Here is a 20,341-nt window from a genome sequence, read left to right as displayed (position 1 = left end):
GGGGTTTCGTTATGTCCGCTGCTTCTTTTGAATATATGAGAGACCGAGCGCTCCGATGAGAATCGTCCCTTTGACGATGTCTTGCGCATAATACGGGACATCCCACATCGTCAGTCCGTTTAGAAGAATCCCAATCAAAATAGCTCCAATCAATGTTCCGATGACGTTCGGACGCCCTGTTCCGAAGACAGCATAACCAATGTAAGCAGCCGCGACGGCATCCATCAAGAGGGGTGCCCCAGCCGAGACCTGACCAGTCCCAATCCGAGATGCAAGAATGATCCCACCGATGGCCGCAAACAACCCACTGAGCACGTAGGCATAAAGTTTAATGCGATTCACGGCAATCCCAGAACGACGGGCCGCTTCGGCGTTCGATCCGACGTAATAAAACTCACGCCCAGTCCGCGTATAAGTCAAGAACAGATGCGCTCCGATAAAGAATACCAGCATGAGTAGGGCGACGAACGGAATCGGACCGATTGTCCCTTGACCGATGAATAGAAACGACGGGATGAAACGTCCTGGCGCCGTCCCCCCTTCAATCGGCATGTTGTCATAAATCGAGAATCCTTTCGTATACGTCAATTGAATCCCGTTAATGACGTACATGATGGCGAGTGTCGCTAGTAAATCCGGCAACCGAAACTTGATTGTGACGAGCGCATTTAACAGCCCGACGAGAATCCCGAGTGCAAGTGGGATCAGCAGAGCGACGAGTAGCTCTTGTCGATGAAGGACGAGGCTTGCTGCCGCCCCGATTGTCGCAAGACTCGCCGTTGATCCGACTGATAAGTCAAATCCTCCTACGATGAGCGAGAATGTGACGCCAAGGGCAAGTAACGACACGATTGAAACCGATTTGATAATGTCACTAAAATTTGCATACGTCAGAAATTGATCGTTCGTCACGGTAAAGACCGCAATCAAACCAAGGATTGCGAGTAACGTCCCATACTGACCGATATGACCGCTGATTCGTTTTCGTTCCTTGACCACCAATTGTGCCATCTTACACGCCTCCTTTCTCTACAATTTGTCCACGGTCGAGCCAAACAATCCGATTGGCGACCCGTTCGAGTTCATGTCGCTCACTTGACGTGAACAATACGGTCTTCCCTTGTTTCGCGAGTGCAATGACGCGTTCATACACGTCTTGTTTCGCTGCGATATCGATTCCTTTTGTCGGTTCGTCGAGCAGATAGATGTCTCGGTTATCGAGCAACCATTTGCTGAAGACGACCTTCTGCTGATTTCCGCCACTCAGCTCACTTACCGGTTGTCTCACGTTCGCATAGCGGACGCGAAGCGATTTCAATACGTCCGAGACATCATCGGTCTTTCCTGCGACAGCAATCACGTTCCGTTCAATCGTCTCGTCTAAAAATAATCCATGACGACGTCTCTCCTCTGGAACGAGTGCAAACCCTAAACGTACGGCGTCTGCCGGTTCTTTGATCACGTGCTCTTTCCCCTCGATTGTGATGGATTGACGAATCCCAGAAAGACCGAACAATGCTTCCATCAGTTCCGTCTTCCCACTTCCCGTCAATCCACCAATCCCGAGCACTTCCCCGCGATACGCTTCAATCGAAATGTCAGATTGGAAGACTGGAAGGGGCAACTGCGCAGACAAGAAAATCTCATTTTCAGGTACTGCCTTTTCTAACACTGCATCAAATGTCGTCCCACTCAAAAATGTCTGCACCGCTTCCGAGGAGAGCGATTGGTACGGTCCATCGTACACAACACGTCCGTCTCGAAGAAACGTAGAGGTCGACGTGACCCGTGTGAGCTCGTTTGAACGATGCGTGACCAATACAATTCCGACTCCTTCTGTCGCAAGCTTCTGTAACAATTCCAGTAAGGCGTCGGCCTCCGTTTCTGATAAGGCAGCGGTCGGTTCGTCGAGGAGTAAATACTTGGCATCGCTCTCGAGTGCTCGGGCGATGAGAAGGCGCTGCTTCACGCTGAGCGGGTATTGACCGGCTGGAATCGTTGGATCGACCTCTAAACCGACTCGGGACAACACGCGTTGCGCTCGCTCTTTCAAACGTTGCGGGCGAATCCATTTCACCGTCTGCCATGGAAGGACATTCTCATACACAGGCAAGTCCAAATAGAGCGCATCATCGACTTCTTGCGATACCGTGATGATGCCATGACGAATCGCTTCCGCTGGTGTGAGCCAGATTGGTTTTCCATCAATGGACAATTCGCCGGACGTCGGTTCGACCGTTCCGTTTAGCAGTTTGATGAGGGTACTCTTACCGGCCCCGTTCAGACCGAGGAGACCATGAATGTCTCCAGGCTTCAAACTGAATGACAGTTGATCAAGCACCGTGACGTCACCGTACTGTTTCGTGATTCGTTCCAAGTGAATCATCAGTCCATCTCCTTCATCCAATCCGACCATGCCGCATTTGATTCGCCCCAACCCGGAACGTACTGTCCAAGGTCATCCATCGTGACAGCCTCGTCCGGCAAGACATCACGATCCACTAGATATGGGTCGACCGAATGAATTGAAGGCGTTTCGTCCCCGACTACTTTTTGATAAGCGTAACGGACTTGAATGCGACCGATTTCGGCTGGATCTGTGGCAGCTGTCACTTTCCACGGACTTCCCTCTTCTTGCATGAGTTGTAAATCTTCGTCACTCAAATCAATTCCATAGACGGCAATCTCGTCACGTCCTGCCTGTTTGATGGCACGGCTCGCCCCTTTTGCGAACTCATCCCACATCGCAAACACCGCATCAATTTCGCCTTCCGGGTACTTCTTCAAAATCGCCTCCATCTGGCTTTGCGTATCGAGCGCCGTGTTGTTCGTCGCCGAACCGAACTTTGCGACTTCCTGGATGCCGGGATAGCGTTTTAAGAACGCGTCATAAATCGTATGTCGACGTTCCATCGGGGTGAATCCACCGACCCAAATCGTGACGATGTTCCCTTCCCCGTCCAAATCTTCCGCGAGTGCTTTTAGCGAGCGCCATGCTAGTGAATAATCATCTTGGTCGATGACCGTCACGCCTTCGTTCGTCAAATCGTTATCGAATGCAACGACTTTGATGCCTTTGTCGAGCGCCCGTTGAACCGGTTCTTTCAAGGCATCGGCACGTCCGTGGTCAATCAAGATCACATCGACTCCTTGCGTCGTCGCCGTATCGACATAACTCGCCATTTTCGACAAATCATTTTCGGCATTATACACTTTCACGTTGCCACCGAACGCTTCGACTTGCTCGGTCACCCCTTCGATATACTGCGAAGAGAACGTCCCGATCGACATCTGCATAACGAGGGCGACTTCTAGATTTTTCGGAAGCGTCTCATTTGAGACGTTGACGGTTTTCGCTTCCGTTTTACTTGTTGTCGTAGTCGTTTTCGGTTGAGCCTGTTCGTTCGTGCATCCGGCAAGTGCCAGGATGACGGTCAACAGGAAGAAGATGATTTTTTTAGACATATGTGTTTCCTCCTACATGTTCTACAATGACCGACTCAGTCGGTTCGAGCACACCTGTCTCTGTAATTAGACCGGTAATCAGTTCGGGTGGTGTCACATCAAACGCCGGATTGAAGACGGTGATGCCGACGAGTGCCGTCGGATGTCCCCCGATATGGGTCACTTCATGCGCGTCCCGTTCTTCGATTTGAATCGTGTCATCTGCCTCTAAATCGAATGTCGAATGCGGAGCAGCCACATAGAATGGGATGCCGTAATGCTTCGCCAAAATCGCAAGCTGAAGTGTTCCGATTTTATTCGCTGTATGACCGGTACGGGTGATGCGGTCCGCCCCGACGATGATAGCATCGATTTGTTTCGTCTGGATGGTCCAGGCCGCCATGTTATCTGTAATCAGTGTGACATCGATATCTGCCCGGTCGAGCTCCCATACGGTCAGTCGTGCTCCTTGAAGCAGCGGTCGCGTTTCGGACGCGAACACCCGAAACGGGATGCCACGCTCTTTCCCGACATAGAACGGCGCGAGCGCGGTACCGTATCGTGACGTCGCGATGGCACCGGCGTTACAAATCGTCAATACGTTGCCACCAGCGGGTAACACGGTGAGCGCATGTTCCCCAATCGTGCGATACGTAGCCACGTCTTGTTCAAAGATTTCAATCGCACGCTGCTTGATTGCTTTTGCAATCTGTTCAAAGTCCTCCCCCACATTCAATCGAAGGAGTGATTCGATGACATGCTGTAAGTTGACCGCGGTCGGTCTTGTCGCAATCAACCGTTGACCGACTTGATTCAATTGGAGATGAAAATATGGATTGTCTTGCAGACGTGACGCTTCTTTCGCAAGGACAAACGCTCCGAAATAAGCGATGGCCGGTGCACCGCGAACTTGAAGCGACTTGATTGCCTGCTCGGCCTGTTCGAGCGTCAACACTTCGACATAGCGCTCTTCTTGCGGCAACAGCGTCTGATCTAAAATCGTCAACATTTCCGTGTCGGCATCGAAATGAATACTTTGCACACTCATACGCGCACCTCCGACAAGACTGGAATCAATTGATCGATGGATTGAATTTGATGGCGCTGTTTGATGAGACGCGTACCGAGCTCTAAGGCGTGGCGTTTCCGTTCGATGCGAAGGTCGACTGGTAATGTCTCTAAGTCGGCGACTCCAGCCAGACCGACAGTCCGCCGAATCAATTCGCAGCCTGCGTAGCCGATGGCGTCACTCAAAATGGATGGCAACAGTTCGTCCACGAATCCTACTGTGTTGAACGGCTCTGCGGCCTGTGTAAAACGGGTACGGAACGTTTTCTCGAACGTCTCCCAGACGGTGAGTACTTCGGTGAAGCGTTCGAATCGTTTCAACGGATGCGCATACGTTGAGAACACCAGATGAGCAATGATTTGACCAATGTCAAAGCCGAACGGACCGTAAAACGCAAATTCGGGATCGATGATTTTTGTTTCTTGACGGGTCGCAAAAATGCTTCCTGTATGTAAATCCCCGTGCAGTAGCGCTTCGTGCTTCGTCACGAACCCAACCTTCAATTTGGTCACTTCAATTTTCAAAGCGAGGTCTGACCAGAGTTGCTCCACATCCGGACGAAGGACTGGCTCGATTTGATTCGATTCTGCGTCGCGATACGGGTCGGTGAAGATCAGTTTCTCCGTGATATCGCATAGTTCTGGATTGTAATACTCTTTTTCGATTTGTTTCTTCACGAGTGGTCCGTTCGCGTAGTCAGACGTCGCAAACAACGTTTCCCCGAGGAACGTACCGACGTGGCGGGCTAAGTTCGGGTAGCTCTCTCCTTTTAGGAAGCCGGTGCGGACGATTTCGAACGATGATAAATCTTCTAAAATCGTATAGGCGAGTTCACGGTCACTCCCGAGGACACTCGGGACGAACTGAGGCACGACTTTTGAAAATTCACGAAGAGCCAGCTGTTCAATCCAAGACCGATCAAGCGTGAGCGGCCAGCTCTCCCCCACGACTTTTGCATACGGTAACGCTTGTTTCACAATCAATGACGTCTCTCCTTGACGAATGCGAAAGACGAGATTTAAATTTCCATCCCCGATCTCCTCGCATTCTGCAATCCCCTCTTCTAGTAACCCTAACTGTCGAACGTGGTCGACGACACTCTGTTCTGTAAACGCCTCATAAGCCATGATGGTTTTCCCCTTTCTTGGATCTATGCATGAAAAAAGCCCCTTTCTCCGCGAGAAAGAGGCACACCCAAATTGGTTGTTCCTCTCATCTTTCAGACATGTGTCTGGTGGATGTAGCACCGTGCCAAATGGTCGGTTGCTGCGGCGTCTTAGGGCCAATTCCCTCTGCCAACTCGCGATAAGAGTAAATGATGTAATTGTGTTTGACGTGTTGAGACGAATATTACGGACTAGGCATGCTAGTTGTCAATCCTCTATTTTCAGTCGCCCACTTATTTTCGACACGCATATATAGAAACATTATTTTTAAACTTTTTTTCTCAAAAAAAGGAATTGACGAGTGAGCGATTCTATGTAAAAATTCAATTAAATTTCACAACTTCACAACTATTCTTATCAAGAGCAGACGGAGGGACAAGCCCGATGATGTCGCAGCAACCGACCAGAAATGGCACGGTGCTAATTCTTGCAGCTAACGCTGAGAGATAAGAGTTCATTGTTTTTTTGAATGACCTCTTGCCTTGGCATGAGGTCATTTTTTGTTTGACCTGAAAGGAGGAACTTATGGGAATCATCGCTACTTATGAAATCAAACATACCGATCACGTCGAGCGTGTAGCTGAGAAAATCGCACATGAGCTGACCGTCGGGACATGGACCGAGTTGAACCATCTCGAACAATATCAACTGCAAGCGTTCCGAGGTGAGGTCATCGCCACGTCCCAACAAGAAACGACAAGTCGCTTCTCGATTCGCTACCCGCTACATAACGTGACACCGGACTTTTCGTCCATTCTGACGACGACATTCGGTAAGCTCTCCCTCGACCCAGGCGTTCAACTTGTCGACCTCTCGCTTCCAGAGGAACTCGCACCGGACTTTCCGGGTGCCGCATTCGGAGTTGAAGGGGTCCGGGACATCCTTCGTGTACACGACCGCCCGCTCGCGATGAGCATCTTCAAAGGCGTCATCGGACGAGACCTTGATTTTTTGGCGACACAACTCCGGGACCAGTTCGCAGGCGGCATCGACCTCGTCAAAGACGATGAAATTCTATATGACAATCCGCTCACCCCGTCGCTCGAACGGGCACGGATCGGGGCATCGGTCATCCGGGAGCATAAAGAAACGACCGGTCGCTCCGTTCTATACGCCGTCACGTTGAGCGGACCCGTTTTCACCTTACGCGACCAGGCGAAGCGATTGATTGAGGCAGGCGCGACCGCACTCTTATTCAACGTATATACGTATGGGCTCGACGCATTGCGCGAGCTCGCTAAAGATCCTGAGATTCATGTCCCGATTTTGGCACATCCCGCTTTTGCCGGAGCGTTGACCGGATCGGTTCGTCATTCCCTACTGTTCGGGAAACTGATTCGCTTGGCCGGGGCAGACTTGACACTCTTCCCGTCGCCATACGGTTCACTGTCGACACCGAAAGACGAGGCACAACAGATTCAGACGTACGCGACAGAACCTCATTGGACGAAACCGATTCTGACGGTCCCGTCTGCCGGTATCCATCCTGGACTCGTACCAGATTTGATTCGTGACTTCGGATCAGATGTCGTCATCAATGCGGGTGGTGGGATTCACGGACATCCAGACGGTGCGGCTGACGGAGCGAGAGCGTTCCGCCAAGCGATCGATCAAGCAATTGGTAAGACGAGCGAGACCGATGCGTTATCGACTGCTTTAGATGCGTGGGGTGCACGATGAGTACGCACGTCATCTGTGATTTCGACGGGACCATCACGGAAGAAGATAACATCATCGCATTGATGCGACGCTTCGCCCCACCTGAATGGGTCGAACTTAAAGATGGTGTGTTGAACCAAACGCTCTCCATTCGCGAAGGCGTCGGTCAGATGTTCAGCTTGCTCCCGAGTGAACAGGAATTGAAGTACCGTGAATTTCTTCAGTCGACCATAACGTTTCGACCAGGGTTTATCGAGTTTTTACAGGAGACACAGTCATGCGGCTTTCGATTTGATGTCGTCAGTGGCGGAATGGACTTTTTCGTCCATCCGATTCTAGAAGGTTACGTCGAACCGGAACACATCTACTGCAATCATGTTGATTTCTCTGGAGAGACGGCACACGTCACCTGGCCTCATACATGCGATGTCCATTGTTCGAACGATTGTGGATGCTGCAAGCCGACGATTGCCCGACAGATTGTCTCACCTACCGACACATTGATTGTCATCGGGGACTCCGTCACCGACTTTGAAATCGCCAAACGTGCCGACGTCGTGTATGCACGGGGGCAATTGATTTCGCTATGTGAGGCGGAAGGAATTCGGCATATTCCGTTCGAGACATTCTACGATATTTCAGCTCATATGAAAGGAGTGAACGTATGACTGTGCAAGAACGGTGGGGAGAACTTGCCGACATTAAAGACGAGCTCGCCGCACGAGACTGGTTCCCCGGAACGAGCGGGAACCTGGCGATCCGCGTATCAGATGACCCATTGACATTCCTTGTGACGGCAAGCGGTCGTGATAAACGAAAGCGCACCGATGAAGATTTCGTCCTCGTTGATGCGACCGGTCAATTGATTGGAGAGCAGACAGGCAAACCGTCGGCTGAGACGTTGTTACATGTCGATATCTTCAACAATACGAACGCAACATGTTCGCTTCACGTGCATACGGTCGACAATAACGTCATCTCGGAACTGTATGCTGCAAAAGGTCATGTTACGTTCACAGGCCAAGAAATCATCAAAGCGCTCGGTTATTGGGAAGAGACGGCCAGTGTACGAATCCCGATTATCGAGAACCACGCGGATATCCCGATGCTCGCTCGCGCTTTCGCCACACACGTCACAAGCGATGCAGGTGCCGTCCTCATTCGGAACCACGGAATCACCGTTTGGGGCGAGACGCCAGCTGCGGCAAAACGTTATTTAGAAGCATATGAATTTTTGTTCAGCTATTCATTAAAATTACGCGCCTTAGGCGTCCATTCATAAGGAGGAATTCAACATGGCAACGATTTATTTCCAACAAACAGAAGAACGCGTCAGCGACCAACAAGAGGTACGTGCCTTTTTAGAATCACGAGACATCCTTTACGAAGCATGGGACATCGCAAAGTTACCGGCTTCTCTTCAGGAAAATTACCAACTGACAGACGAAGACAAAGAAGCCATCTTGGCGACGTTCCGTGACGAGATTCAAGATGTATCAGCACGACGTGGCTACAAGACGGCTGACGTCATCTCGCTATCCGATGCGACACCGAATTTAGATGAACTGCTCGTCAACTTCCAAAAAGAGCATCATCATACAGATGACGAGGTTCGTTTCATCGTCAGTGGTCACGGCATCTTTGCGATTGACGATGCAGAACGCGGATACTTCAATATCGAACTCAATCCAGGTGATCTCATCTCCGTGCCGGTCAACACACGTCATTACTTCACATTACAAGAAGACCGCCAAGTCGTCGCCGTTCGTATTTTCGTGACGACTGAAGGCTGGGTACCGATTTACGACAAAGAGAATGTAACTGCATAAGAAAAGGTCTCTCGCTTAAAAACGAGAGACCACTTTTTATTGTTTGACCGCTGTCGGTTTCGATGAGAACCAGCCCCATGTCGCAATCCCGACCATGACCGACCAGAAGAAAATCGTCCAAGCTGTCGAGTGGACGAACCCGTCTGGGAGTCCCATGAATTCGAATGGTGTTCCGGCAATCAATTCCTTGAAACCAGGGTGTTCAAGTACGAGCACCGTCAACTTGACCCCGACCCAACCGACGATGATGAAAGCGGCCGTTTCAAGTGTCGGACGCTGATGAAGCAACTTGACGAAAATCCGAGCTGCGAATCGCATCAAGACGACCCCGATGAGTCCACCTGTCAAGACGACGAAGAACTGACCCGAGTCAATCCCACCGATTTCACCTAGACCGAGTGGTGGCAAGCTGACCGCAAGCGCGACCGCTGCCAAGATTGAGTCGACGGCAAAAGCGATGTCCGCAAACTCGACTTTTGCGACAGTGAGCCAAAATTCTTTTTTCGATACCGGCTTCTCCGTGACAGCCGTCTCTTCCTTCGCCTCGGCCGCCAAATCTTGCTTCGGCTCCATCTTTCTCGCCTTATAGGTCATATACAGGTGTCGCGCACTCATCCCGATTAAGTAAAGCGCACCGAGTGCCTGAACTTGCCATACGTTGATCAAGAACGAGATCAAGAACAATGCGATAAATCGGAAAACAAATGCCCCGAGGAGTCCATAAAATAATGCCTTCTTCTGCTCTGTACGCGGCAAGTGCTTGACCATAACGGCCAAGACGAGCGCGTTGTCTGCAGATAACAAGCCTTCCAAACCGACGAGTACGACGACGATCCAGGCATACTGCAGGACTAACTGCCAATCCATAAAAACATCTCCTTTTTTCTTTCAATTCCTTCATATTTAATAGTGATCTATTTTTTAAGTTCACAGGACCATTTTATTCCCGTTCACAAAGTAAATCAATCCTCTTTCTTCAATATCTGAAGGATTTTTTTCCGATTGCATATTCAAAACATGTTATGAGAGCAAAATCATACCCGTTCAGCCATCATTTCGTGATAAAATCCTAACAAGAACGAGTGGTGCTTTAAACCGCTCGAAAAAAGGAGAATCCGATTATGTCTACAAGCCATGTCGCTTTACCTACTAAAGCAGAACGACATAAATTGTTCGGGTCGGTCCCACCGATTAAAGGAACAAAGCCGACCGAAAAAGAACAAATGGTCGATTTACAAAATACACCGAAAAACTTCTTGTTCGCCCTCGACAGTGTCGGCATCTCAAACGTGAAGCACCCCGTGAACGTCGAGACGCCAGAAGGGGTCCAGTCAACGGTCGCCACATTTGAATTAACGACATCGCTCGTACAAGACCGTAAAGGGATCAACATGTCTCGTTTGACAGAGCAGCTCGACGCGTACCATCAACAAGGGTGGACGGTATCAAACCGTTCGTTAATCGAGTTCGCGCAAGAGCTCGCCGAGCGTATGGAACAAACAGAAGGCCAATTGACAATCCGTTACCCATGGTTCTTCACGCGTAAAGCACCTGCGACAGGTCTTAGCGGTTTGATGAACGCGGACGTCATGCACCGTGTGACATATAACCTCGAAACGGGTGTTGCAAACGTGACAGTCGGTCTCGTCATCAACGTCACGACGCTTTGCCCATGCTCAAAAGAAATCAGTGAATACAGTGCCCATAACCAACGTGGGTACATCACGATCGAAGCCGGTCTTGATGAGACATCGATGGACGGATTCGACTGGCGTGCAGCACTTCTCGATGCAGCAGAGTCAAACGCCTCAGCACCACTCCACCCGGTCCTTAAACGTCCGGATGAAAAACGTGCGACTGAAATCGCGTACGAAAACCCACGTTTCGTCGAGGATATGGTCCGCTTGATCGCGGCTGACTTGTACGAGATGAAACAAGTTGTGAACTTCTTCGTCGAATGCCGTAACGAAGAGTCGATTCACCAACATGACGCAATCGCATCGATCACATTTGATAAACGTGACAACGCCTAAAAAATACGGAAATCCTGGTTAAATCACCTGGGATAACCGAAATGAATCAAACCATATAAAAACACCTTCGTTAACGTACACTTTAAAAATGTACGAGTCACGGAGGTGTTTTTGTATCGGCAAAAACGGATATGTCAGCGAATTCATTTAAATGGTTTTATTTTATTCAAAAAATGATTCATAATCTACCCGACCCGAAATTATTTACATAATAATCTATTTACAAATAAAAATATTGCTTAAAGATTTTTAAGGGGTTACTATTTAAATCGTAATAATTACGATTAAAACTGTGACAAAGTTTCTATTTCAATTCATGATAGCACTATCGCTTCATTAAGCTGTCTATCTGTTGAAATGTAAACTTATACGTCTACTCAGGAAAAGGAGAAATTAAACAATGAAAAAAATTCTTATTGGATTCCCAAGTTTACTATTATTAAGCCTCTCTTTAGCGGCATGTCAAGGAGCAGAAGAACAAACTGGAAATAACACGGACGAACCGAAAGCGACTGAGGTTCAAGAAAAGGAAATACATGATCATTCCGATGGAGCAGAGAGTCAAGCACCAATAGCGGTTGACATTTCCGGTCTCGGTTTGCACTATCATACGGGGGATGAAATTAAATTGACCGCGATTTTGGACGAAGAAACGCAAGCTGACCACTGGCATTGGTATAGCCGAGAAAGTAATGAGAAGGAATGGAATGTTGTTTCTGGACAAACCACAGACACATTCACTGGTACGGCTGAAACAGATGGCACAGAAATAAAAGCTGTGCTATTTGATGAAAGTGAAGAGCCTGTGTTTCAATCTGAAGCTGTGAAAGTAGCAATCGACGACCACCACGACCACGGACACGATCATGGCGAGGCAAATAAGCAAATTTACGAGGGATATTTTGACGACAGCCAAGTTAAATCTCGCGAATTATCGGACTGGGAAGGTGACTGGCAATCAATCTATCCATACTTACAAGCCGGTGATTTGGACGAGGTATTTGAACATAAGGCAGAGACAGGCGACATGACGGCTGAAGAGTACAAAGAGTACTATACCGTTGGATATGTGACAGATGTCGATCGTATTACCATTGATGGTGATCGAGTAACCTTCTACGAGAACGGAACCGAGTATTCTGGGAACTACGAATCAGATGGGTATGAAATCCTCACCTACGAAAAAGGAAATCGTGGCGTCCGCTTTATTTTTAAGTTAGTTGAGGGTTCAACAGAAGCACCGCAATACATCCAATTCAGTGACCATAATATTTTCCCAGTTGATTCACATCACTATCATTTGTATTGGGGAGACAACAGAGAAGAATTGCTTGAAGAAGTTACGCATTGGCCGACCTATTACCCTTCCGATTTAGATGCCGATGGACTTTTGCGTGATATGCTCGCACATTGAGTTTATTCTGAAGCATAGAATCCGAATTCATTTTTATATCTCTTAAGTTTGAACTCCGTGCATGGCTTGAAAAGAGGACGTAATCGAAAAATGGAGGCTCTTGAAATGAATATTTATGATTGTATCGTGATTGGTGGTGGCGCTGCAGGACTATCTGCAGCATTAACATTAGGCAGAGCCAGAAGAAATATTGCAGTGTTTGATGATGCAACAAATCGAAATCGTGTGACAGAAGAGTCGCATGGATTTCTAACGAGAGATGGCATCAAACCGTCAGAATTCAGGTCACTGGGTATCAAGGAACTGCATGCATATCCTTCAGTCACAATCTTTAATGATTCGATTATCGAGGTGAAGCCGAAAAATAAACATCAGCTATATGAGGTTTTTTCAAATCAGAAACAATATTTAACAGAAAATATATTACTTGCTACGGGTATACAAGAGAACTTTTCCTTACCCCAAGTAAAAGAATATTACGGGAAAAGTCTATTTAGTTGTCCCTATTGTGACGGCTGGGAGCTACGCGATTTACCATTGGCAGTTATTGCAGAAACTGAGGGCTATGTTCAGCATTTATCAAAACTCGTCTTCAACTGGTCTAAAGATCTTATTATTTTTACGAATGGGAAGGAACTTTCCGAAGATGTAAAAAACGATTTGAAGCGGAACCATATTAAGGCATACACAACAAAAATCAAACGACTACACGGAAGTGATGGGATGCTTAAAAACATTGAGTTGGAAGATGGAACGCTTGTTGCAAGGAAAGGCGGTTTTGTCGTTCCAAACTTCTATCGTCCAAACCAACTGGCTCAACAGTTACAATGTGCATTGGATGAAAATGGGGCAATTGTTACGGATGGGATGGGTCACACCTCCGTACAAGGTGTGTATGTTGCTGGAGAGACTGAAAAAGGCAGTCCGTCTTCTTTGTTAATCGCAGCCGCTGACGGCGCCCGTACAGCTGCGAGTATCAACTTCGACTTATCATCCAAACGATTTTAATTATATGAAGTTTAATCAAAGTCATTGCTCTTTGTCCTTTTCGTTTAACAATTCCCGTAAGAGGAAATACGGTACGTATAAAGTTCAGTCGAAGTCATGACCAACAAGTTCAAAAGGAGAGATACGGGTGTTTAATAAAAAAAAGGATCAAACCACAGATAAGCGCTTTGATGAAAAATTGATTCAAACTACTGAACAAGGCAGCCTGATTTCGGTATGGGTGGATCGTCAAACAGGTGTCAACTATATCTACACGTGGAATACCCAAGGATGCACACTCACGCCTCTATTCGATGAAACAAGTAAAGTAATCGTGACACCTGTTGAAGATTGATTGAACGTGCTCTTAGCTCTACATCATCGTGTGATTCTAACCATACAAAAAAGTAGACTGCCTCACATCAATCAAAGACGATGCGAGGCAGTCTACTTCACTTGTTTTTAGGAGTAAATTATATCGCTAGGTTAACCTAAATCTCCATATTTTTAAAGACTTGTCACGAGTTCAATCGTCAATAGGATGATGATGAGCATCACCCACACTGCCCAGACGAGTCGCCACTTCTCCCAGTCAAATCGCTTCATCACCGCATAGACCGTGAGGTAGAGCGCGATAAGAAGGGGTACAACGACCCAAGGATTCTCTAGCATCACGCCTCGATGTCGCCGTCCCAAGCTAGCATTCCGCCGTCGACATTGACGACTTTGTAGCCTTGCGACTCTAAGTAATCACACGCCGTCTGACTCCGTCCACCTGAACGACAGATCACGTGATAGACATTGTCTTGTGCCAACTTTTCTGTCACTTGTGGGAATTCCGATAATGGATAGAGTGGTACGTTCGGGATATGCCCTGCCTCATATTCATCTTGTTCGCGCACATCGATGATATGGAGAGACTCCCCGTTCTCTAATTTTTCTCTTAATTCTGTCGCATGAATACTTTGCATACATAGTTCCCCTTTCAATCATGGATTTCTCTTTTAGTTTACCTCAGCTTATGCTCCGACAAACTCCAGTTGATGGTCGTCTCAGCATCACAATAGAACCCTTCGAGCTCGCATCGTTCGACGACCTGTTCGATAAACGCGCGACTGCCACAAAACAACGTGAAATGGCTATCCCAAGGTGGGACGATGAGCCATTCGTGTTGATAACCGAAAAACGTCCGATGTTGCATGCCCCACGTATCAGCGGCTAGCGTCTCACTGAGATGGATGAGATGCCGTTCCGTACAAAATTCGTCTCCGGTCCAGATCCAGCCTTCTCCCATCTCCAAAAGTACACGCAACACTTGATTCTTTAGCAGATCCGACAGTTCCCCTTCACCTGGTGGGAGCACATTCTCACGTTCGCAATATTCAATGATTCGATTCGCCCCTTCTCGATCTTCGGCGTGTAGTTTCAGCGCCCCAATCATCGTTCGGAGCGCGTGGTCGATACGGCTCACGTCACGAAAACCTAGTCTTCGCCTCATCTCTTCCCATGTAACGGACCGAAATTGCTGTTCGACCTCGTTATTATCCAGATCGGTATAACGATCAATCATGGTGGGGTGACCTATTGGAGCAAGGAATGGATGAAACACGATGAAGACCGTTTCAAATACCCCTTCATAATACGTCTTAATCGAATCATCATCCCCGCCACCAAACATAGCGTAACGATGTCCTTCAGGTAATAAAACACTCTCATCTAGTTCGTCCATTTCATCACTCTTTTCTTGAATAGTTTATAACGAGCCATCAAAAAAAGCATCCTTCTATAAGAAGAATGCTCCGGACTCACGCTTCGTTGCGCTCGTCGATTGCTTGCGCCGCTGTGATGAGCGTCAATTTGTAGACGTCCTCTTCGTTACAACCGCGTGATAAGTCGTTCACTGGTTTGTTGAGACCTTGAAGGATCGGACCGATCGCTTCAAATCCACCGAAACGTTGAACCATCTTGTAGCCAATGTTACCGGCTTCAAGACTTGGGAAGACGAATACGTTCGCCTTACCAGCAACGTCAGAACCCGGTGCTTTCTTCGCCGCTACGCTAGGGACGAATGCCGCATCGAATTGAAGTTCTCCGTCGATTGGAAGGTTCGGTGATTTTTCTTTTGCCAGGCGTGTCGCTTCCACGACTTTCTCTGTTTCAGGTGACTTCGCAGAACCTTTCGTCGAGAAGCTAAGAAGCGCGACTTGTGGGTCGATACCGAACGTCTTCGCTGTCGCTGCCGACAAGAACGCGTTCTCTGCTAAATCTGCCGCGTCCGGTGCGATGTTGATCGCACAGTCCGAGAAGACGTATTGCTCGTCGTCACGTACCATGATGAACACACCTGACGTCTTTTTGATGCCTGGTTGCATTTTAATGATTTGTAGTGCCGGACGTACCGTATCAGCCGTCGCGTGCATCGCGCCTGAGACAAGACCTTCTGCTTTGCCTGTGTGAACGAGCATTGTTCCGAAGTAGTTCACGTCTGATGTAAGGAGTTCGCGCGCTTGTTCAGCCGTTGCTTTTCCTTTACGACGCTCGACGAATGATTCGACGAGGACGTCGATGTCTTCGTATGTCGCTGGGTCATATTGTGTCAAACCTGAGATGTCGAAACCGTGTTTCGCCGCAACCGCTTCGAGATCTGCTTTCGCACCGACGACGATTGGTTCTACCATACCGTCTGCTTTCAATCGAACAGCGGCTCCAAGAACACGCTCATCGATACCTTCCGGGAAGACGATGGTCGGACGAACCGGGCTAACTTTTTGCTTCAACGTTTCAAATAATTTCATAACGAATGAACCCCTTTTCTCAATTTACAGCATGACTGCTAATGGTTTTGCCGTTGACTTGTGTCTTTACGCGATTTCAATTATACACAGTACCCTTTTCAAAATAAACTATTCTGCCCATTTCGCCATAAATCGCTTAGAATCAATCATTATATGAATAGAACAGTTTTGACAAACCGACTGATACAGCTATTTTTGTAGCCGTTTTCATGTTTCTGTCCTCTGTTCTTTACCCGCCATGAATCGTGATAACCCTCACAGTGCCTCAAAGTTGCCAGTCAGTGAAGCGTGTATGGTAAAATAGACGGCGAAGCCAAGTCCCGAAAGGAGATTTTTTTATGTCAGAACGTCCAGTACCTACAACAGATACACAACATGCCGCCGCCACATTAGACGGATGGTATACACTTCATGATTTCCGCACGATTGATTGGGCTCGTTTGAAACTCGTCGATGCTGAAAAGCGTCAACAGATGATTGATGAGTTCACAGCGTTCCTCGCTTCTCTCGAAGAAGTTGAAGCAAAAGGCGAAGGAAGCCACGCCTTTTACTCGATTCTCGGTCAGAAGGCAGACCTCGTCTTGATGGTGCTTCGTCCGACATTCAACGAACTTGAAGATGTCGAGCGCGCCTTCCGCAAAACGGCGCTATACGACTATATGATTCCGTCGTATTCATACGTGTCGGTCATCGAGCTCGGGATGTATCGCGGATCTGGAGACGGGGACCCGTATCAAAATCCTCATATCCGCTCACGCCTCTATCCGACACTTCCAAAAGCCGCACACATCTGTTTCTATCCGATGAGCAAGGCTCGTCGCGATGGCGACAACTGGTACATGTTGTCGATGGATGAGCGCAAAGACCTCATGTATCGTCACAGCATGATTGGCCGTAGCTACGCCGGTAAGATTCAACAGTTCATCGGTGGGTCGACTGGATTCGACGCATGGGAGTGGGGCGTCACGCTCTTCGCTGAAGATTCACTTCAGTTTAAGAAAATCGTTTACGAGATGCGTTTCGACGAAGTAAGTGCGAAGTATGGAGAGTTCGGCGACTTCTACGTTGGGAACATCTTACCAAAAGAAAATTTGAGCACATTCTTTAGCGTGTAAAAGGTTTACGCGTATAACACCTCGGGAATTAAGGATGATGTAAGCAAGTTATCCTGATTAACGAGGTGAACAACGATGCGCGTGTTTAAAGAAACCGATCGTGACACTGCGGAACGTTTAGATTCGTTCATCGAACGAATGGCACCGACAGCAGAATTAGTCCAACATCGATTTGAAGAGCAACTCAAACATACACAGCAAAAGGGTCAGGCGAGCGCCTGACCCTTATTTTGTCGTAGTGACGTGAAGTGCGTCGCCTAAGAAAGTAGCCAATTCAAGCATTCCGTAGCGTCCGGCTTTCGCTTCAGCATCGGAATTATAGTTCGTGTTTGTATTGACGTCGTATGCGTAGACGTTACCGTCTTGGTCTCGAATGATTTCAATCCCCGCAATATCGATCGCATTCGCTTTCAAGAACTGTTCGAGCTTTGGAATGATGGGGTCATCGAATCCTTCGACGATTTCAAACTTCGCCGGCGGCGTCTCCCCGACTGGGCAGAACTGGTCTTCAATCGAGCAGGCATCAGCAGGACAGAGCTCGAACCCTTCCGACGTGTCGACACGGACCGCATAAAAGAACTTTCCGCCGATGAACTCGCAACGGGTGATATACGGTTCCGGGGCTTCGATATACTGTTGAATGAGCGTGATGCCGTCAACCGATTCCTCGAACGAGGGACCATATACATATTCTTTGAGTCCTTCGATCGTATGGAACAATTGGACCCCAAGTCCTTTTCCGGCACGATTATGTTTCGTGATGAATGGCGTCAAAGCTAACTGCTCAGCCGCTTCGATGATTTGCGCCTTACCGACTGCCGCAATCGTCTTCGGCACGCGAATCCCTTCACGTCGAAGCGCCGTGTATTGATTGACTTTACTCACTTCGAGGCGGATGGCACGTGTGCCGTTGAACACGGTCCGGTCGTTTGCCTCTAACCAAGCGAGGACGCCTTCCGTCAATTCTGGTGCGTACCGATGCCCACGTGTGTGCGAGGAGGCACTCATCCGATTATAAAAGACACCTTCCGGGGGCATTGCTTCGAGATCAATCGTCCCTTGGTCCAAGTGCCACAATTCATATGGCAAGTTCAATTCTTTTAAACGGTGGACAAGGTGGTTCGTCCATTCTTCGTTTTCATGAATGACGTGAATTTTAGACATCATCATTCCTCCTTCTATGATGTGTTTACTTTACCATATTCATAACCGACAATTCCAATGTGTATGGTTTGCCTAATCCTCAATTCTGAAATATCAGACGATTTCATGGTATAATGAACTTAAGAGTATTGTTTCAGAAAGGAAGTGTTGTGTTTGCCCGTACCTGTTATAAGTACTGATGTACTCATTTTACTCTTCGGTCTACTTCTCGTAGCCGGTGTCATGGCGACACGAATCTCGACTCGATTCGGCTTGCCCGCCTTGATTTTATTTATGGGAATCGGCATGATCATGGGAAGTGACATTACTGGTCTCATCTTCTTTGACGACTCGAATTTAGCGCAGCTGATTGGAGTCGCTGCCTTGATTGTCATTTTGTTTGAAGGGGGTCTTCAAACGAAATGGTCATCAATCCGGAGCGTCCTCGCCCCTTCTGCCTCGCTGGCGACGCTTGGGGTATTGATTACTACAACAGTAGTCGCCGTGGCCGTTCGTTTCGTATTTGGTTTCGATTGGATTGAATCTTTCTTGTTCGGTGCGATCATCGGTTCGACCGACGCAGCGGCCGTCTTCGCCGCATTTAAAGGAAAGAATATCTCACCGAAAGTCGGTGCGACTCTCGAAGCCGAGTCCGGCACGAACGACCCGATGGCGATGTTTTTGACGATTCTCGCTCTCGACTTCATGATGAAGCCGGATACGACCATTTGGGACGGAATTTGGATGTTCGCCCTTCAAATCGTTGTCGGGGCATTGATCGGCTTCATCCTTGGACAACTGTCTCGCCTCATGTTGAACCACTTGAGACTTGATTCGAGCGGACTGCATGCCGTTCTCATGATTTCTATGGCGTTTCTTACCTATGGTGTCACAGCTTACTTATTGGGAAGCGGATTACTCGCCGTCTATATCGCCGCCATGATTGTCGGAAATGCGGATACAGCGCATGAAGTGACAATCGTCCAATTCTCAGAAGCGCTCGCGTGGATCATGCAAATCATCATGTTCGTCATCCTTGGGTTACTCGTCTTCCCTCGTCAACTCATCGAGCCGGACTTGATTTGGAAAGGACTACTCATCTCATTCGTCCTTATGTTCTTGGCACGTCCGATTGCCGTCTATTTATCGACACTTGGCATGTCATTTACGAGAAAAGAAAAGTTGTTCATCTCATGGGCTGGTCTAAAAGGCGCCGTGCCGATCGTCCTTGCGACTTTCCCGCTTATTGCCGGTACCGAAAATAGCCAACTGTTATTCAATGCCGTCTTTTTCGTCGTCGTGACGAGCGCCCTGATCCAAGGGACGACGTTGACGCCACTTGCCGAGAAGTTAGGGTTGCTCGGTCCGGATAAAATTCGTTCTCCATACACAATCGCCCTTGTCTCGAGCAAACAGTCTCAACACAAACTCGTACCTTACGTGGTCACAGCAACTTCATCCATGATTGGAAAAACGCTCGCGGACATCACACTCCCACCGAACACCGTCGTGAACGCCATCGTCCGAAACGAATACTTGATTCCACCGAACGGTCAGACAGCCATCGAAGAAGGTGACCTCTTATACGTGCTCGCCTCGATGTATCGTCATGATCAACTCGACCAAACATTTGGTGAAGATGGACTCGATCGAGTCGAATTATGAGAAGATAGAAAATCAGCGCTTC

22 protein-coding genes and 2 riboswitches are annotated in these 20,341 nt (G+C 48.2%); of the genes, 11 read left to right on the top strand and 11 right to left on the bottom strand.

Annotated features, from left to right (window positions below; all coding sequences use genetic code 11):
- Window positions 1-9: 9 nt before the first annotated feature.
- From KNO79_RS00860 to mtnK, 5 genes are read right to left on the bottom strand one after another with little or no spacing between them, the layout of a single operon-like run.
- On the bottom strand, window positions 10-1,011 hold the full coding sequence (locus tag KNO79_RS00860) for an ABC transporter permease (RefSeq protein WP_012727477.1): 1,002 nt from the start codon (window positions 1,009-1,011) through the stop codon (window positions 10-12).
- Between the two features lies 1 nt (window position 1,012).
- Entirely contained in the window at window positions 1,013-2,386 is a 1,374-nt protein-coding gene (locus tag KNO79_RS00855) for a sugar ABC transporter ATP-binding protein (RefSeq protein ID WP_214690401.1), read from the bottom strand.
- On the bottom strand, window positions 2,386-3,465 hold the full coding sequence (locus KNO79_RS00850) for a sugar ABC transporter substrate-binding protein (protein WP_214690400.1): 1,080 nt from the start codon (window positions 3,463-3,465) through the stop codon (window positions 2,386-2,388). Before KNO79_RS00850 ends, KNO79_RS00855 begins: the two co-directional genes overlap by 1 nt.
- Window positions 3,458-4,492, bottom strand: a complete 1,035-nt coding sequence (mtnA, locus tag KNO79_RS00845) for an S-methyl-5-thioribose-1-phosphate isomerase (protein WP_214690399.1) — start codon at window positions 4,490-4,492, stop codon at window positions 3,458-3,460. The genes KNO79_RS00850 and mtnA overlap by 8 nt, the downstream gene beginning before the upstream one ends.
- A complete protein-coding gene (gene mtnK / locus KNO79_RS00840; protein WP_214690398.1) occupies window positions 4,489-5,640 on the bottom strand; it encodes an S-methyl-5-thioribose kinase in 1,152 nt (383 codons plus the stop codon). Before mtnK ends, mtnA begins: the two co-directional genes overlap by 4 nt.
- An 82-nt stretch (window positions 5,641-5,722) precedes the next feature.
- Window positions 5,723-5,825: riboswitch (SAM riboswitch) on the bottom strand.
- A gap of 205 nt (window positions 5,826-6,030) precedes the next feature.
- Window positions 6,031-6,132: riboswitch (SAM riboswitch) on the top strand.
- A gap of 72 nt (window positions 6,133-6,204) precedes the next feature.
- Here mtnK and KNO79_RS00835 point away from each other — a divergent pair.
- The 4 genes from KNO79_RS00835 to KNO79_RS00820 are packed head-to-tail and all read left to right on the top strand — an operon-like array spanning window position 6,205 to window position 9,167.
- Window positions 6,205-7,359: a 2,3-diketo-5-methylthiopentyl-1-phosphate enolase gene (locus KNO79_RS00835; protein WP_214690397.1), complete on the top strand. Its 1,155-nt coding sequence runs from the start codon at window positions 6,205-6,207 to the stop codon at window positions 7,357-7,359.
- Window positions 7,356-8,006 carry a 2-hydroxy-3-keto-5-methylthiopentenyl-1-phosphate phosphatase gene (locus tag KNO79_RS00830; RefSeq protein ID WP_214690396.1) on the top strand — a complete coding sequence of 217 codons (651 nt, stop codon included), beginning with the start codon at window positions 7,356-7,358 and terminating at the stop codon, window positions 8,004-8,006. The genes KNO79_RS00835 and KNO79_RS00830 overlap by 4 nt, the downstream gene beginning before the upstream one ends.
- Window positions 8,003-8,620 carry a methylthioribulose 1-phosphate dehydratase gene (locus tag KNO79_RS00825; protein ID WP_074035559.1) on the top strand — a complete coding sequence of 206 codons (618 nt, stop codon included), beginning with the start codon at window positions 8,003-8,005 and terminating at the stop codon, window positions 8,618-8,620. Before KNO79_RS00830 ends, KNO79_RS00825 begins: the two co-directional genes overlap by 4 nt.
- A gap of 13 nt (window positions 8,621-8,633) precedes the next feature.
- Window positions 8,634-9,167: a 1,2-dihydroxy-3-keto-5-methylthiopentene dioxygenase gene (locus KNO79_RS00820; RefSeq protein ID WP_214690395.1), complete on the top strand. Its 534-nt coding sequence runs from the start codon at window positions 8,634-8,636 to the stop codon at window positions 9,165-9,167.
- A 36-nt stretch (window positions 9,168-9,203) separates the two neighbouring features.
- Here KNO79_RS00820 and KNO79_RS00815 read toward each other — a convergent pair whose 3' ends face one another.
- The gene (locus KNO79_RS00815; protein ID WP_012727486.1) at window positions 9,204-10,034 is read right to left on the bottom strand and encodes a TerC family protein; all 831 of its coding nucleotides are present in this window, start codon (window positions 10,032-10,034) and stop codon (window positions 9,204-9,206) included.
- A 254-nt stretch (window positions 10,035-10,288) separates the two neighbouring features.
- Between KNO79_RS00815 and folE2 the strand changes: the two genes are divergently transcribed.
- The 4 genes from folE2 to KNO79_RS00795 all read left to right on the top strand — a co-directional run bounded on the left by folE2 (window position 10,289) and on the right by KNO79_RS00795 (window position 13,956).
- Window positions 10,289-11,200, top strand: a complete 912-nt coding sequence (gene folE2, locus KNO79_RS00810; RefSeq protein WP_214690394.1) for a GTP cyclohydrolase FolE2 — start codon at window positions 10,289-10,291, stop codon at window positions 11,198-11,200.
- Between the two features lie 400 nt (window positions 11,201-11,600).
- The gene (locus tag KNO79_RS00805; RefSeq protein ID WP_214690393.1) at window positions 11,601-12,614 is read left to right on the top strand and encodes a metal-binding protein ZinT; all 1,014 of its coding nucleotides are present in this window, start codon (window positions 11,601-11,603) and stop codon (window positions 12,612-12,614) included.
- A 105-nt stretch (window positions 12,615-12,719) separates the two neighbouring features.
- Window positions 12,720-13,622 (top strand): FAD-dependent oxidoreductase, encoded by a 903-nt coding sequence (locus tag KNO79_RS00800; RefSeq protein ID WP_214690392.1) that lies wholly within the window; start codon window positions 12,720-12,722, stop codon window positions 13,620-13,622.
- 127 nt (window positions 13,623-13,749) lie between these two features.
- Window positions 13,750-13,956, top strand: a complete 207-nt coding sequence (locus KNO79_RS00795) for a DUF6440 family protein (RefSeq protein ID WP_196431340.1) — start codon at window positions 13,750-13,752, stop codon at window positions 13,954-13,956.
- Between the two features lie 152 nt (window positions 13,957-14,108).
- On the opposite strand, the gene KNO79_RS00790 is transcribed toward KNO79_RS00795, so the two are convergent.
- From KNO79_RS00790 to pta, 4 genes are all read right to left on the bottom strand, one after another.
- On the bottom strand, window positions 14,109-14,273 hold the full coding sequence (locus KNO79_RS00790; RefSeq protein WP_012727488.1) for a hypothetical protein: 165 nt from the start codon (window positions 14,271-14,273) through the stop codon (window positions 14,109-14,111).
- On the bottom strand, window positions 14,273-14,572 hold the full coding sequence (locus KNO79_RS00785; protein ID WP_041917952.1) for a rhodanese-like domain-containing protein: 300 nt from the start codon (window positions 14,570-14,572) through the stop codon (window positions 14,273-14,275). Before KNO79_RS00785 ends, KNO79_RS00790 begins: the two co-directional genes overlap by 1 nt.
- A 38-nt stretch (window positions 14,573-14,610) precedes the next feature.
- On the bottom strand, window positions 14,611-15,330 hold the full coding sequence (locus KNO79_RS00780) for a DUF2711 family protein (protein WP_214690391.1): 720 nt from the start codon (window positions 15,328-15,330) through the stop codon (window positions 14,611-14,613).
- Window positions 15,331-15,406: 76 nt separating this feature from the next.
- On the bottom strand, window positions 15,407-16,396 hold the full coding sequence (gene pta, locus KNO79_RS00775) for a phosphate acetyltransferase (RefSeq protein ID WP_012727490.1): 990 nt from the start codon (window positions 16,394-16,396) through the stop codon (window positions 15,407-15,409).
- 338 nt (window positions 16,397-16,734) lie between these two features.
- Here pta and hemQ point away from each other — a divergent pair, with 338 nt between their 5' ends.
- Together hemQ and KNO79_RS00765 are read left to right on the top strand one after the other, a co-directional pair.
- A complete protein-coding gene (hemQ, locus tag KNO79_RS00770; RefSeq protein ID WP_074035549.1) occupies window positions 16,735-17,511 on the top strand; it encodes a hydrogen peroxide-dependent heme synthase in 777 nt (258 codons plus the stop codon).
- 75 nt (window positions 17,512-17,586) lie between these two features.
- On the top strand, window positions 17,587-17,733 hold the full coding sequence (locus KNO79_RS00765; RefSeq protein ID WP_012727492.1) for a hypothetical protein: 147 nt from the start codon (window positions 17,587-17,589) through the stop codon (window positions 17,731-17,733).
- Window positions 17,734-17,736: 3 nt separating this feature from the next.
- On the opposite strand, the gene KNO79_RS00760 is transcribed toward KNO79_RS00765, so the two are convergent.
- Window positions 17,737-18,675 carry an ATP-grasp domain-containing protein gene (locus KNO79_RS00760; protein ID WP_214690390.1) on the bottom strand — a complete coding sequence of 313 codons (939 nt, stop codon included), beginning with the start codon at window positions 18,673-18,675 and terminating at the stop codon, window positions 17,737-17,739.
- Window positions 18,676-18,828: 153 nt separating this feature from the next.
- Between KNO79_RS00760 and KNO79_RS00755 the strand changes: the two genes are divergently transcribed.
- A complete protein-coding gene (locus KNO79_RS00755) occupies window positions 18,829-20,319 on the top strand; it encodes a potassium/proton antiporter (protein WP_214690389.1) in 1,491 nt (496 codons plus the stop codon).
- Window positions 20,320-20,341: the final 22 nt, after the last annotated feature.

This window comes from Exiguobacterium sp. s43 (assembly GCF_018617255.1).
In the GTDB taxonomy this organism is placed as follows: domain Bacteria; phylum Bacillota; class Bacilli; order Exiguobacteriales; family Exiguobacteriaceae; genus Exiguobacterium; species Exiguobacterium profundum.
The sequence above is the reverse complement of the archived record's forward strand: the minus strand, read 5'-3'. Positions and strand labels throughout refer to the sequence as shown.

What these genes read in the sequence shown, in the direction of transcription:
- KNO79_RS00860 (WP_012727477.1), bottom strand. Translation starts at nt 1,011, where the DNA reads ATGGCACAATTGGTGGTCAAGGAACGAAAACGAATCAGCGGTCATATC.
- KNO79_RS00855 (WP_214690401.1), bottom strand. Translation starts at nt 2,386, where the DNA reads ATGATTCACTTGGAACGAATCACGAAACAGTACGGTGACGTCACGGTG.
- KNO79_RS00850 (WP_214690400.1), bottom strand. Translation starts at nt 3,465, where the DNA reads ATGTCTAAAAAAATCATCTTCTTCCTGTTGACCGTCATCCTGGCACTT.
- mtnA (WP_214690399.1), bottom strand. Translation starts at nt 4,492, where the DNA reads ATGAGTGTGCAAAGTATTCATTTCGATGCCGACACGGAAATGTTGACG.
- mtnK (WP_214690398.1), bottom strand. Translation starts at nt 5,640, where the DNA reads ATGGCTTATGAGGCGTTTACAGAACAGAGTGTCGTCGACCACGTTCGA.
- KNO79_RS00835 (WP_214690397.1), top strand. Translation starts at nt 6,205, where the DNA reads ATGGGAATCATCGCTACTTATGAAATCAAACATACCGATCACGTCGAG.
- KNO79_RS00830 (WP_214690396.1), top strand. Translation starts at nt 7,356, where the DNA reads ATGAGTACGCACGTCATCTGTGATTTCGACGGGACCATCACGGAAGAA.
- KNO79_RS00825 (WP_074035559.1), top strand. Translation starts at nt 8,003, where the DNA reads ATGACTGTGCAAGAACGGTGGGGAGAACTTGCCGACATTAAAGACGAG.
- KNO79_RS00820 (WP_214690395.1), top strand. Translation starts at nt 8,634, where the DNA reads ATGGCAACGATTTATTTCCAACAAACAGAAGAACGCGTCAGCGACCAA.
- KNO79_RS00815 (WP_012727486.1), bottom strand. Translation starts at nt 10,034, where the DNA reads ATGGATTGGCAGTTAGTCCTGCAGTATGCCTGGATCGTCGTCGTACTC.
- folE2 (WP_214690394.1), top strand. Translation starts at nt 10,289, where the DNA reads ATGTCTACAAGCCATGTCGCTTTACCTACTAAAGCAGAACGACATAAA.
- KNO79_RS00805 (WP_214690393.1), top strand. Translation starts at nt 11,601, where the DNA reads ATGAAAAAAATTCTTATTGGATTCCCAAGTTTACTATTATTAAGCCTC.
- KNO79_RS00800 (WP_214690392.1), top strand. Translation starts at nt 12,720, where the DNA reads ATGAATATTTATGATTGTATCGTGATTGGTGGTGGCGCTGCAGGACTA.
- KNO79_RS00790 (WP_012727488.1), bottom strand. Translation starts at nt 14,273, where the DNA reads ATGCTAGAGAATCCTTGGGTCGTTGTACCCCTTCTTATCGCGCTCTAC.
- KNO79_RS00785 (WP_041917952.1), bottom strand. Translation starts at nt 14,572, where the DNA reads ATGCAAAGTATTCATGCGACAGAATTAAGAGAAAAATTAGAGAACGGG.
- KNO79_RS00780 (WP_214690391.1), bottom strand. Translation starts at nt 15,330, where the DNA reads ATGGACGAACTAGATGAGAGTGTTTTATTACCTGAAGGACATCGTTAC.
- pta (WP_012727490.1), bottom strand. Translation starts at nt 16,396, where the DNA reads ATGAAATTATTTGAAACGTTGAAGCAAAAAGTTAGCCCGGTTCGTCCG.
- hemQ (WP_074035549.1), top strand. Translation starts at nt 16,735, where the DNA reads ATGTCAGAACGTCCAGTACCTACAACAGATACACAACATGCCGCCGCC.
- KNO79_RS00765 (WP_012727492.1), top strand. Translation starts at nt 17,587, where the DNA reads ATGCGCGTGTTTAAAGAAACCGATCGTGACACTGCGGAACGTTTAGAT.
- KNO79_RS00760 (WP_214690390.1), bottom strand. Translation starts at nt 18,675, where the DNA reads ATGTCTAAAATTCACGTCATTCATGAAAACGAAGAATGGACGAACCAC.